Consider the following 14308-nt stretch of genomic DNA (forward strand, 5'->3'; position numbering starts at 1 on the left):
GTGAGAAGCAGTCTAAATTCTTCGTGAAATAGTGATTTTTGAAGCTAATAAAAAACACACGTGGAATTTAGGAAAAACTTATATCTGCTGCTAAATTTAACCGTTTGTCAACACGGTGCAAATCAAACACACTGATTGCGTCTGACGGGCCCGGACACCTTTTTGCTTTTAATTACGGAACTGATTTCATGATGAAAAAATCGTTATGCTGCGCTCTGCTGCTGACAGCCTCTTTCTCCACATTTGCTGCCGCAAAAACAGAACAACAGATTGCCGATATCGTTAATCGCACCATCACCCCGTTGATGCAGGAGCAGGCTATTCCGGGTATGGCCGTTGCCGTTATCTACCAGGGAAAACCCTATTATTTCACCTGGGGTAAAGCCGATATCGCCAATAACCACCCAGTCACGCAGCAAACGCTGTTTGAGCTAGGATCGGTTAGTAAGACGTTTAACGGCGTGTTGGGCGGCGATGCTATCGCCCGCGGCGAAATTAAGCTCAGCGATCCGGTCACGAAATACTGGCCAGAACTGACAGGCAAACAGTGGCAGGGTATCCGCCTGCTGCACTTAGCCACCTATACGGCAGGCGGCCTACCGCTGCAGATCCCCGATGACGTTAGGGATAAAGCCGCATTACTGCATTTTTATCAAAACTGGCAGCCGCAATGGACTCCGGGCGCTAAGCGACTTTACGCTAACTCCAGCATTGGTCTGTTTGGCGCGCTGGCGGTGAAACCCTCAGGAATGAGTTACGAAGAGGCAATGACCAGACGCGTCCTGCAACCATTAAAACTGGCGCATACCTGGATTACGGTTCCGCAGAACGAACAAAAAGATTATGCCTGGGGCTATCGCGAAGGGAAGCCCGTACACGTTTCTCCGGGACAACTTGACGCCGAAGCCTATGGCGTGAAATCCAGCGTTATTGATATGGCCCGCTGGGTTCAGGCCAACATGGATGCCAGCCACGTTCAGGAGAAAACGCTCCAGCAGGGCATTGCGCTTGCGCAGTCTCGCTACTGGCGTATTGGCGATATGTACCAGGGATTAGGCTGGGAGATGCTGAACTGGCCGCTGAAAGCTGATTCGATCATCAACGGCAGCGACAGCAAAGTGGCATTGGCAGCGCTTCCCGCCGTTGAGGTAAACCCGCCCGCCCCCGCAGTGAAAGCCTCATGGGTGCATAAAACGGGCTCCACTGGTGGATTTGGCAGCTACGTAGCCTTCGTTCCAGAAAAAAACCTTGGCATCGTGATGCTGGCAAACAAAAGCTATCCTAACCCTGTCCGTGTCGAGGCGGCCTGGCGCATTCTTGAAAAGCTGCAATAACTGACGATGAGGCCCAGGATATTGGGCCTCCTTTCTTTCTCTTTTTTTCCTGTTGTCATCTACACTTAACAAAAATACAGCAAGGAAAATCCCATGCGCATTTTGCCCGTCGTTGCTGCAGTTACGGCTGCATTCCTGGTTGTCGCGTGTAGCTCCCCGATTATCGATATCTGCCTGCAGACCCACTTTCAGCTCCGCACGGTTAGCCGGAAGATCCTGTTTTACCGTGGCATCATCAAACGATACCGACACATCATCGCTGGTGTGCAGCCAGTTAGCTTCAGCAAACGGCTGGATAACCGTACGGCTGCCTTTGTACAGCTTGCCGTCAACACGCAGACCCAGGCGCGTTGTCCAACTGTCGCCATCCTGACCATCGATCCGGGTGCCGTAGTTATCCTTCACGCTATCCGCTGAGTAATTCTGCCAGACAACCTGCGCCTGCGGCGTCAGACTGACAGTATTGCCGTTGCTCAGCGCAATATCGTAGCGATAACCGGTTTCCAGCGAGACGGCGTTAGCGGTTGAATCGTAAGATTCAGATCCCGCATCACCGCTCTCTACGCTGTTGTTGTAGAAACCATATTGGTACCAGCTGTCGACATACGCGCCGCTATGCGTTTGGGCATCGGCAAACCAGGTGGCATAGACGCCTAGGTTGTAGCCGTCTACGTTGCCGCTACTGGTGAACTGGCTACCGTCCGCGCCACGGTTACCGGTGCTGTCGGTATCGGCGTTGATGTAGCTCGCCATGACGCCAACGGTAAGGCTCTGCTGGCCGTTACCCCAGGCCAGAATGTCGCCGCCTAACTGGAACTGGGAGTAGTTGCTGTCCATATCGATATTGCCGCTGACAGCCTCGGATTCCGCTTTACCCGCTTTGAAGCGCGCCCATACGCTGCCATCGGCATTACGATACTGGCTGCCCTCGCGGTCATAGAGGGTCTGCATTTGCAGGTTGCGCGCCATCCACTGGTTGCCCATGTACGCGCCGATATCCGCACGGTACTGCGGTGCGACATCGCCGCCGTGGTCCGGAGGCGTGACATCGCCGCCGCCGTCGTCCGGAGGCGTGACATTACCGCCATCGCCGCCATCGTCCGGAGGCGTGACATTACCGCCATCGTCACCGCCATCCGAAGGCGTGTCATCACCGCCGCTGTCGTCATCATCAGACTGTGCTTTTGACGCCAGATACCAGTCGTTGTCACTTTCATTCCAGTACAGACGGTAGGTATACAGACTGGCGTTAACTTCATTTTTTAACACAAACGCATCGCTGGTCGATACGCCGCCAACATCCACCACTTCGATACCGTTAGTGGTCTGTGCTCCATCGCCGATGCCGTTGATGTACAGATCGGTGGTGCCGGAGGCATCGCCGGTAATCACCAGCTTATCGGTCGCCGAATCATCGTCGCCCAGGACGGTATTCAGGTAAAGCGAGCCGCCGTTGCCAGTGTAATTGCCATCAACATAAAGCGTATTGCCCGGCGTGCTGGAGCTGCTACCGCTGGTTATTGTCCCCATGTTGATCAGATCGCCATTGAGGGTGAAGATAGCGCCTGTCTCCTCGCTGTCGCCGAAGACCAGCGTCCCTTCATTGGTCACCTGACCGTTAACGGTTGTACCGTTGCTGCCGCCAAAGGTCGCGTCGGAAGCGACGTTCACCGCCTGCTGGCTGCCCACTTCGCCAATCGTGCCGGTGCCGGTCAGCCACAGCGTGCCTTCCTGTACGTTGGTATCGCCGCTATAGGTGTTCGCGCCGCTCAGCGTCAGTTTACCCGCGCCCAGTTTGGTCAGCGATTTACCGTCCCAGTCGCCGTTGCCGGTTTTATCGCCCAGTACGCTGGTGACTTCAAAGCTATCGCCTGCGCCCAGAGTGAAGGTGCCGTGTGCTGGCGTCGCTGACGTGGCGGTCGCATTCCAGCTCAGCCCTTCGGTAAGCAGATATTCTGACGCATCTTCAGGATTGATTGTCCCGGTTACGGTCAGATAGTCCGGCTGGTCAGTGAGGTTCATCGTCAGGCTGGTAAAGTCGCCGCTGATATCGCTGTCCATATCCATCAGTTTAAAGGACTGGAACTCCGCGTCGGAGGCGCGCGCTTGCAGGCTGGCGTCGCTGACGACCAAATCGCCGCCAAGCGTGGCGCTGCCGCCGGTGATCAGCGGTTGCACTGAGTCACTATTCAGCTCAACGTTCAGCGTACTGCCATCTTGCTGAATTAACGCGCTGTCGCCGAGATCCAACGAGGTGCCGAGCGCCAGTTGGGTCGTTGCACCGCTATGAGTGGTGATGCCGCCCACCGCGCTGACTTCACCGTCTGCGTCCAGCACCAGCGTGGCGTTATTGTCTACCAGACCGGTGCCCAGCGCCGTCGTACTGGCGGCGACCAGCGTACCCTCATTGATGGTGGTGCCGCCGCTGTAGTCGTTGTCGCCGGAGAGGAGCAGCGTGCCTGCGCCTTCTTTGGTCAGCGATTTACCGTCCCATCTGCTACCCGGATCCAGCGTGTCATCAACGTCTGTCAGTGTTGCCGCAACGTTAAAGCTGCCGTCAGGGTCGCTCAGGGTAAAGGTGCCGTGGGCGTCGGTAGTGGCGTTGTCTCTGTCCGCATACCAGGAGAGGGAGGCCGTCAGGTCATAGTTGGTGTTGTCCGTTTCATCGACTTTTCCGTCGATAGTCAGGAAGTCAACATCTTCGCGGTTCATCCCTGCAATGGTCAGATCGTCGAAATCGCTCGTAATGGCGCTGTCGCTGTCAATCAGCGTGTAGGTGTATGCCTCAGGCGTCCAGCTGTCCGTAACGCTGCCGATGCCGGTAACATTCAGAGTGCCGCCCAGCGTGACGCTGTCGGCGGTAATCACGGCGTCGTCGGTGGCCGCGCCGAGGTCAATACTTAGCGTACTGCCGTCTTCCTGGGTGAACTGGCCTGCGTCAAGGGTGCTGCCCGCTGCCAGCGCGGTAGTGGCGCCGCTATGGGTGGTGACGTTCGCAAGCTTAAATGCGCCGTTGGCATCCAGCATCAGCGTACCGCTGTTGTCGATATTGCCGCTGCCCAGCGCGTTGACGTTGGCGGCAATCAGCGTACCGCCAGCGATGGTGGTATCGCCGAAGTAAGTGTTGTTGTCCCCGCTTAACGTCAGCTCGCCGGTACCGGTTTTGACCAGCAAACCGCTGCCGGAAAGCGTATTTTTCAGCTCGCCCTCGCCGACCTGAAGCACGCCGCTGTTGTCGATATCGCCGCTGCCCAGCGCGTTGACGTTGGCGGCAATCAGCGTACCGCCGGAAATAGTGGTGCCGCCGGAGTAAGTGTTATCACCGCTTAACGTCAGCTCGCCCGTACCGGTTTTCACCAGCGAGCCGCTGCCGAAAAGCGTATTTTTCAGCTCGCCCTCGCCGACCTGAAGCACGCCGCTGTTGGCAACAGCGCCAGTGCCCAGCGAATCTGCGTTATCCGCAATCAGCGTACCGTCGGAAATAATGGTGCCGCCGGAGTAATCGTTATCGCCGCTTAACGTCAGTTCGCCTGAGCCGGTTTTCACCAGCGAACCGCTGCCGGATAGCGTATTTTCCAGCTCGCCTTCGCCGACCTGCAGCACGCCGCTGTTGGCAACAGCGCCAGTGCCCAGCGAATCCGCGTTATCTGCAATCAGCGTGCCGCCGGTAATGGTGGTGCCGCCACTGTAGCTGTTATCGCCGCTTAACGTCAGCTCGCCGGTGCCGGTTTTCACCAGCGAACCGCTACCGGAAAGGGTGTTTTCCAGCTCGCCCTCGCTGACCTGAAGCACGCCGCTGTTGGCAACAGCGCCAGTGCCCAGCGAATCGGCATGGTCAGCCGTCAGCGTACCGCCGGAAATAGTGGTGCCGCCACTGTAGCTGTTATCGCCGCTTAACGTCAGTTCGCCCGTACCGGTTTTCACCAGCGAGCCGCTGCCGGAAAGCGTATTTTCCAGTTCGCCCTCGCCGACCTGAAGCACACCGCTGTTGGCAATAGTCCCGGTCCCCAACGAATCCGCATGGTCAGCCGTCAGCGTACCGCCGGAAATAGTGGTGCCGCCGGAGTAATTGTTATCGCCGGTCACGATCAGCTCATCGCTACCGCTTTTGACAATTTGGCCCTCGCCGGTCACGTTGTTATCCAGCGTGCCCTGGCTCAGCGCAAGCGTTGCGCTTTCTGCAATCGTCACATCGCCAGTGCCGAGCGAGGCGGCGTCTTTGGCGGCCAGAATACCGCCGTCAATGACGGTGTCGCCATAGTCGTTGCCGGTGTTGCTGAGGATCAGCGTGCCGTCGCCTTGTTTGGTTAGCTTGCTGCCGTTCCAGTTGGAGTTAGCCGTGGTTTCGTCCAGTTCGCTGGTGACGGTAAAGGTACTGTCTGCATCAACGGTAAAAGTGCCATGCGCAGCGCGCGCAGAATTTGCGCCCGCGTACCAACTCAAGCCCGTAGACAACTCGTAGTTGGTATTATCATTCGCATCAACGCCCGCGTTGATCGTAAGGTAATCCGGCATAGCGGAGGTGTCGGCATCCAGCGTTACGCTGTCAAAATCGGTAGTGATCGCGGTTTGCGAATCAATCAGCGTGACCGATCCAAAGTGTTCGTCGGTTTCGGGCGCGACAAAGGTGGCCGTTGAGCTAAGGTTCAGCGTCCCGTCCAGCGTGACGTTGGCGGCTTTGATAATTGGCGAGCTGTTGGCGGTATCCAGCGTCGCGTTTATCTGGCTGCCGTCCTGCAAGGTCAGGGTTTTATCCACCGTCAGCAGCGTACCTGTCGAACCGCTCGCGTTGCTCAGCGTAATGCCGCCGTCGTTGGTCAGGTTGCCGACGGTTGACGGGTCGGTCATGTTCCACTGGCTGGTTTCGTCGAGCGACAGCGTGCTGGAGAGCGCATCTACACGACCGGTTAACGTGGACTTCTGGCTTAAAGAGAGCGATGACGACGACGTGTCAGTCTGGACAATGTTGCCGGTCAGCGTCATGTTTTCGGCCTGAATAGCCGCTTTGCTGCCCAATTTGATCGCTGTCGGCGCCGTAAAGGTGCTGTTGGTGAGCTTAATGGGGTCGTTAATGGTCGTGCTACCATCAACGTTCAGTGCGACAGTTTTTGAGGTGACGTTTGCGTCGGTGACCGTGAGCGCGTTGAGATCCTCATACGAGGTGTTTCTCTTTTTACTGGTGATAAAGATACCGTCGCCGTCGGCGTTGATGGTGGCGCCGTCGATATTAGCGTCCGACGCCAGAATATACACGCCCGTACCGGCAGAGGTAATGTTGCCGCCTGAAATATCCAGGGTAGTGGCGTTATTGGCCTGCACCGCCGCACCGCTGGCGTTGTTATGCGTTATGGTCGCATTGGTGAGATTAAGATCGGCCTTATTGCTGCCCTGGATAGTGCTCATCGTACCTGCAGAGATGACCGAGCTATCAGACAGGTTTAGGGTGGAACCCGCATCTGCCGCGGTGGTACCGGCAACAACGTTTATCTGGCCTTGCGCCAGGGTGATTTTGCTACCGTCCAGTACGTTCAGCGTACTACCTTGTTGCACCTGCGCGCTGCTGCTGTTAGCTGCCTCAACGATGGTGTTGCTCAGCGTCGCTGCTGAACCCGTATACAACGTCATTACGCCGTAATTGCCGCCAATATTCAGCGTGCTGTCTGTTAACGTCAGTGTGCTGCCATCCGCTGCGGAAATACCCAGCGAATAAATACTATCAGTGGTTATCTCCGTGTCGGTAAGCTCAAGGATGGCATAATGATCTATCGAAATGGCTTTGGAAACATACTTACCGCCATCCGGAGCATTGGCCCCGCCTCCGCTTGTTTCAATGACGAGCCCCGTCCCTTTGACCGTGGTGGATTGCCAGCCGACGGTGGCGACACCCGAGACATAGAGTGCCGCGCCATCCTCAACTCCCGAATAGGTCATCGCCGGCGTTGACTTATCCAGAACGTGGGTCTGCGCATCAGCATATGACACCTGATTATCGGCCATAGCCAGCGGGCTGAAAAATCCGAGCGCCGCAGCCACGGCGCAAGCCAGCACATTGCGCGTTGCTTTTATTATTTGTCCATATTCGGACTTTTTATTTGGGGAATGGGTTTCACTCGCGCATACTTGCGCTTTAACTTTGCTGTGGCCTCGCGCCAGTTCTGAAGCCACGACATACATATTTCGCACGGCGCTCCAGACAATACTGTAGGTCCTGTTCAATTTTTAAATTTCCTTTTAATAACGTTCACGAAGCAAACTGGATTTTGATTGGCTGTAAATAGCTTTTAAATGGTGTATATAAATGAGATAAATAATAAATGATAAAAATATGTTTTTATGAATGATTGCAATCACCTGTAACAATATATTATCAAAGCCAAATTATTAACCAATTTCAAGGCCTATTTCAATATCAGGTCAACTTTTGATTAATTTATAATTGATATAAATATATCCATCTCTTTTATATATATTTATATTGTGAATATCATTTAATGATTTCATATATTGAGATAAATAGATGCGCGAGGCAAAAAGGGGTAATTATCATGCGACACCTGGCGTTATTTTAAATATACTCGTCATACTTCAAGTTGCATGTGCTGCGGCTGCGTTCCCTCCCCCCAGTCACTTACTTTAGTAAGCTCCCGGAGATTCGCTCGCTTGCCGCCTTCCTGCAACTCGAATTATTTAGAGTATATAGGTAGCGCCAGACGCGTAATACGTTACTCCACACACGTCGCATAACCTGCTGTGCTTGCCGGCTTAATGGCGCAGTTTTGTTGCCTGGTATTCTCATCCACGCCGCAATACATGCCGCCGCTCGAGGTTGATTTAGATAAACAGGGATAGCCCTGCGTCGGCCAGCCTAACGAGCTACAGGATTCGCCGCATCAGAGCGCAACTGAACGCTGCCCTGATATACCGGGATCGTTACACTATCGGCCTGCGGCGGGGTGCCGTTAATAGCCGCAGTTTGCTCAGTGAGTTCCTGCCATGCGCCGCTGCTTCGCACGGCCTGGGCGAAGAAAGGCGTTAAACTGAGGGCGCATAGCAGCAGCCAGAGTAAAAAACCGACATACTTTTTCGCTTTCACTGACGTACCTGAGAAAAATCCATTTCGTTGCAGTTCATTCCATGAATACAAAAACGTAAAAATGCATCGCTACCGGAACAACGCCAGCCGCAAGGGATACCCAGGTTGGGCGACGCAAAGCGTCACCCAACATTCAAATGCGCTCCCGGCCCCATTCACTACGGCACCCGGCACGACCCAAAACCCGGGGTAGACGATTTGTCACGAGTACAGGTTGTCTGGCCGGTCGTTTCGTTAAATGAACAGTAGTACTTATCGCTTTGACCTTCATCTTGCGACACATAATCCCAGGACGATGTCGTCGGCCATTGCAACGTGCCGATAACGCTCTGCAACGCTTTCAGATCGTCCAGCGAGGCTATATTTTCCTGCGATCCGCAAAGATGCGTCAACGACGTTTCCACGTGCTGGGACTGATAATAATAGTTCGCCCCCCAGATTTCATTATTCAACGGCCAGGAGCCCGGGGGCATGGCAGAGAGTTCGGCTTTCAGAGATGGGCGGCGCAGCGTAACGCCGTTCACCTGCACGGTATCCGGCATATGACCCCAGTATGACGCATACGGCGTGTCCGGGCTGGTTTGTACCGTAAAGATCGCATCCACGCTCGCCGCCTCATCAAATTGATTCGCAAGCGCCGCCGTGACAGACGTTTTTAACCCCAGCGATTGATTCTGAGTTAACGTAAACCGCAACTTACCGTCATCGCCGGTGAAGCCAGACCATTTTGTGCTGAGGCCAGTCTGGTTATTAAACGCCACTGCCGCACCCGCCGCAGGTGCAACCGGCGTCAGCATCATATTCGCCGGCGAAGTTGTAAACGGAACCGGCTCGCCAATCACGCCTGGTTCAATGTATTGCTTATCCACCTCACCGCGCGAATAAGCGTATTCACGCGTCAACAGTACGGCCACCCCGGCCTGCGGCTGCCCGGCGTCGTTAGTCACCGTTACCGTCATCGGTATCGTTTCGCCTTTTTTCGCCACAGCCGCTGATTTATCGGCGTTCCATGCGTCGGAAGAGAGCGCGATATTCAGCCCGCTGCGCGATGTTGTCAGGCAGAGTTGTAAGTAGTAGTTACCCGGGTTTTCCGACATGCTGTAGTTTTTCCCCGTCTTGAGATCTTTATACTGCCAGTAAAGGGTTGAGCCTTTCAGCAGGCTATCGCCCGCCCACCACCGCTTCCCGACGGGCAATCCAATATCGGTCGCCACCTTGCCGCTTGGGTGATCGTTGTACAGCGCCGTGAAATCATCCATCGCAGCCATCTGGTTCATCGGACATCCGCCGTAATTACCGGTATTAAAACTATTCACCATGACCCAGTATTCATTGGTTTCGAAATAGGTATCCGTGTGCGCCTCCGATGAGGGCTCGCCTACCACCAGCGGGCGCTTAAACTCCGCACCGTTGCTGGCGGTGAAGGTCTCCGGCATATGGCCGTACATGTTGGCCTTGTCGCTGTCCGGGCTGGTGAGGACGGTGAACACCACCGGCAGCGTTGAGGTCGCCGTCGGCGTATCGTACAGACTCGCGGTCAGCACGTTTTTCAACCCTATGCCGCCGGGTTCGGCAAGCGTCAGAGTCAGCGTACCGTCCGCGCCGGTGGCGCCGGTCAGAACCGATGTGGCATAGTAAAACTGTTGCTGCGCACCGGTGAGCGGCTTTACCGTCATGTTGGTGGCGTTGGTGGTGTTAAATTTTTTATAGTCGGCGTTGCGCGGCGTCCCGGCGTCGCGTTTAAGCGAAAAAGTCGCATAAGGCACCGGGTTGCCCATCGCATCGGTAGTGGTGATGAGCAGCGGGATCGACTCGCTGTTTTTCGCCTTCACCGCCTGAATAGCGTCATCCATCGCCTGCGGGGAGGTGAGGGTAATCTGCGTGGCCTGCGGCAACGGCGTCCTGGCGCAAATTTGGTACTGCCAGGCAGTGCTGGGCGAGCTGTTTTCTGACCGACGCGACCCATCAGCCAGATCGACTGCGTAATAGAAGTCAACTTTTGCCCCGCTGGAAAATGACGTCGAGTTCGATCCGCTCCAGTAAGAATAGTAGACCGGCCAGCCCTGGGCGGTATTTATCGTTCGGCTCGGGTATTTGCTGTAGAGCGAATCCAGCGCCTCAACGGCAGGGTAATAGCCCGCCGCGCAACGGGCCGGATTTGCCCCTTCACTGGCTGGCCCATGAAAAACCGCCCAGGTTTCGTTGGTTTCTTGCTTAGACGTAGTATTGTCCGTACTGGCCAGCTCAGCGTACAGCAGCGGGCGCTGGTACACCGCGCCATCCGCCGCCGTCAGCGACGGCGCCATATGCCCCCACATGCGGGCGACGCTGGCATCCGGGCTGGTGACGACGGTAAAGATGGTGTCGATGCTGGCGCTCACGGCGGCATTTTCATACAGCGTCGCGTTAATCGCGGTGCGGGTGCCGTGGGTGTCCGGGCGGGTAACGTTAATAATGCGGGTGCCGTCAGGGCCGGTCAGCGACCCCATTTTAGTGGTGGTCCAGGCCAGCGATTCGCCGTCGATCACCACGGGCGTCACGATGCCTTGCAGATCGTCGCCGTCCTGAGCGGTATACTTCTCGCCCCGGCGGTCGTAGCCGTCGCCGCGAGTGAGTACAAACGGCGCTTCCGGGATCGGGTTGCCGCTGGCGTCCTTCACCGTCACCTTGAGCTGCATCGTCTCGCCCTTTTTCACTTTGACTGCATGCACGCCGCTGTCGTCGTACCACTGCGACGGGTCGACCGGTTCAATGGTGATGGCGGCTGGCACCGGGTTATCGCTGGCCAGACAACTGGCATAAATGGAGTCGGTGCTGCCCGCGGAGACGTTGCCATCCTTCAGCGCGATCCATTTCCACGTGCTGGCGCTCTGGAAGGTGGACGACCAGTAGTTCAGATAGACTGGCCAGCCCTGAATGCCGTTAATTTTGCCGCCGCTGTTGGCGTTATACAGCGCCTCAAGCTGGTCGATGCGCGGCAGGCGGTTCGCCGCGCAGCCGCCCGCCTCCGGGTTGCCCGCCGCGTCGGTGTGGGCCACACGCGTCCAGGACTCATTGCTCTCGTCCTGGGTACGCAGCGGGTTGCTCACTTCACCCGCCAGTTTGGGCCGCTCAAAGGTCCAGTCGCCCACGGTAATTGTGTCGGCCATATGGCCCCACATTTTGGCTTTTGCCGTATCCGGACTGGTCGCGACGGTAAACTTCACGCTGCGGGAAACCGGCGTATTGATGTATGAATTGACGGGCACGATGCTTAACTGCGTCAGCAGCCCCACGCCCTTATCCTGGGTGAGGATAATGGTCGCATCGCCGTTGGCGTCGGTGATCCCCTGATAAACCTGCCCGGCAACGTAGCCGACGCCGTCAAACTGCATCTCGCCGTTGCTGGTATCGGTAAAACCGGTCGTCAGCCCGTCGCGCCGTCTGCCGTTCGCCATGGTGATGGTGAAGCTGGTATTGGCGATTGCCACGTCGTTAAGAGCGTTGCGCGAATGGATGTTGAGCTTAACCTGTTCACCCACTTTGGCGGTCATATCGGCGTTTTTAGTCGCCGGGTCGTCGTTGAAATAAACGTCCAGCACCGCCACCATTTCGTTGGCCGAGCAGGTCAGGTAGTTCGGCGTATCGGTAAATTTGCCACTATCGCCGTTTTCGAGGTTGACGTGTACCGTCCCGGAGGCGTCGCTGTCGGCGGCGATGAAATAATCTTCAGTCGGCCAGCCGTGTTCGCTTTCCATCTGTCCGCCCGCATGTTCGCTGTACAAATGCGCCAGCGACGACTGATCCGGCACCTGGCCGGTGCCGCACTGCGCGGTGGCCGACGCCACGGAGTTAAATGTCGCCCACTGTTCGTTGTTTTCGTCGAACTGGCCGTCTTTATGGCTGGCCTCCACCGCCAGCAGCGGACGTTTGTACAGGTTGCCCGCATCCACCACGCCGCGCATATGGCCCCACATGTTGGCGCCCTCCACGTCCGGGCTGGTGACCACGGTGAAAATTACGCTAAAGGACAGCTCGACGTTGCCGCCTTCGTCGTCCGGCATCACGATGCGGATAGGCGTTTCGACCCCCATACCGCTGTTGTGTTTTAACGTCAGATGCGCCTGGCCGTTGACGTCAGTCACGCCGGTATAGTGTTCCGGCGAGGAGGCGCTCATGCCTTCGGAATCGACGGTGACCCGCTGGTTATCCCACGCGTCCTGATGCTCCCCTTTGCGGTTTGTCGCCGGGTCGATAAACAGCTCCATATAACGGTAAGGCAGCGGTTTTTGCGTGTCCCGGTCGACTACAGTCATCGTCAGATTGATCTCGTCCCCCACCTGCGCTTTATACGGCCCCACCGGAGAAAGGGTAATCTGCGGGTGCGCCGCAGGCTGGGCTTTATCCACACAACTGACCAGCAGCGTGTCGCTGTCGGCGGCCCTGACGACCGATGCGCTGTTCATATGCACTGCGGAATGGTAGCCGCTCAGTTGGTTTTTGGTCGACGACCAGTATTCGGCATCGTCCGTCGCCGGCCAGCCGGTGTACGTCGCCAGTGTGCTGTGCTCATGCCTGAACGCCACCAGTTGTTCGGCGTCCGGCAGAATATTGCAATGGTTATCGGCGCCGTTCCAGTCGAACAGCGCCCAGGTTTCGTTGGTATCGTCGACGCGGCTGTCCGCGCCGCTCGCTTCCGCCAGCAGTTTCGGGCGGGTGAAGGTGTAAGTCGTACCGTTCAGCGTCGCGGTAGCGCTCTCTATCATGTGGCCGTACATATTGGCCTTATCGCTGTCCGGACTGGTGATGGTGGTGAAAATGACGTCGACATTGTCGGTCAGCGTGGGATAGTTTTGCGAAGAGACGATAAGTCGCGTTTTTACCCCCGGACCGTTCTCTTGCGTTACCACCACCGTGGCGTTGCCCTGCCCGTCCGTTACACCATGATATTCTGTTTGCGCAGTCGTTAACTCGGTATTGCCAACGCGCACCGGGTTAGCGTTATTGACCACACCCTGGCGATTTATTGCATCCTCGCGACGGATCACAAACGGCGCATTGATCGCAGGTTTGCCATCACACGCTTTGGTGGTGACAGTAAGAGTAACACTTTCTCCGACCTTAACTTTCGATGCTTCAAAACTGGCATCGACATGATCGCCGCTCACAGAAACAGGGTCGCTCACCGCTGGTTTGATATTCAGCGTCACTTTCGGGCTTAACAGCGGAATGGTCGCATAATTCGGCACCCCGGTATTCGTAAAGAGCCACAGCGCGGGAACGTTGGTTTCATCTTCCACCTGCGCCCAGGCCACCAGCTGTCGCCCGGCGAGGTTTTGGGCGCAAAAGGTCAGGTTCGGAACCGGCTGCGGCGAGAGCGGCGTATCGGGCGTGGCGGCATCGGCCCATACCAGACCCATGGCGGGCGGCTGGCGGTTTTCCCAGGCGATGGTGGGCGGATCGCTAAAGAGATCGCCTTCGGTATCGGTGGAATTGACCGCCTGCATCGAAGTTGAGGCAGCATCCGCGCTAAAATCGCGCGGCATGGCGCTGAATTCAATATCGTGGGTTTTGGTAGGGTCGAGCAGCGTACTGCCCTGATACAGGGGAATAATCGCGCCGTCGGCCAGCGGCGCGGTGCCGTTAACCGCGCCGGTAACTGAGTTCAGCTCTTGCCAGGTTCCGCCCTTCAATAGCGCCTGCGCAGGCGCGATCGACGCTGCAAACATGATCAGTAATGTCAGTAAGAAATGTACAACTTTATTCACTTGCCGATTCCCGTCCATGAGCGATAGCTACCCGTTTTCATTTTCTGTCGTGATTCAACCCACTTTGCTTAGCGCGCGGCTAAGCAAAGTGCGCGGAAAATACCACTCCCCGCAGGGAGTGGTATGTTGAGGAC

At 56.3% G+C, this 14308-nt stretch carries 2 protein-coding genes and 3 pseudogenes; 1 reads left to right on the plus strand and 4 read right to left on the minus strand.

The features are described from left to right. Nucleotides 1–188 precede the first annotated feature (188 nt). Complete coding sequence (locus ACH0VJ_RS15080) at nucleotides 189–1334, plus strand: extended-spectrum class C beta-lactamase CMY-2 (protein WP_000976514.1); 1146 nt, start codon at nucleotides 189–191, stop codon at nucleotides 1332–1334. Between the two features lie 158 nt (nucleotides 1335–1492). Here ACH0VJ_RS15080 and shdA read toward each other — a convergent pair. The 4 genes and pseudogenes from shdA to ratA all read right to left on the minus strand — a co-directional run. Continuing rightward, nucleotides 1493–7550, minus strand: a pseudogene (gene shdA, locus ACH0VJ_RS15085) (fibronectin-binding autotransporter adhesin ShdA); the annotation flags it as partial. Nucleotides 7551–8056: 506 nt separating this feature from the next. Continuing rightward, nucleotides 8057–8215 (minus strand): annotated as a pseudogene (locus tag ACH0VJ_RS15090) (hypothetical protein); the annotation flags it as partial. Beyond that, nucleotides 8209–8427: pseudogene (locus tag ACH0VJ_RS15095) on the minus strand (hypothetical protein); the annotation flags it as partial. The pseudogenes ACH0VJ_RS15090 and ACH0VJ_RS15095, both read right to left, overlap by 7 nt. A gap of 158 nt (nucleotides 8428–8585) precedes the next feature. Beyond that, complete coding sequence (gene ratA, locus ACH0VJ_RS15100; RefSeq protein ID WP_000348951.1) at nucleotides 8586–14192, minus strand: DUF823/DUF824 repeat adhesin RatA; 5607 nt, start codon at nucleotides 14190–14192, stop codon at nucleotides 8586–8588. Nucleotides 14193–14308 lie beyond the last annotated feature (116 nt).

The sequence above is a fragment of the Salmonella sp. 2020_1459 genome, from assembly GCF_043847915.1.
Lineage (GTDB): Bacteria > Pseudomonadota > Gammaproteobacteria > Enterobacterales > Enterobacteriaceae > Salmonella > Salmonella enterica.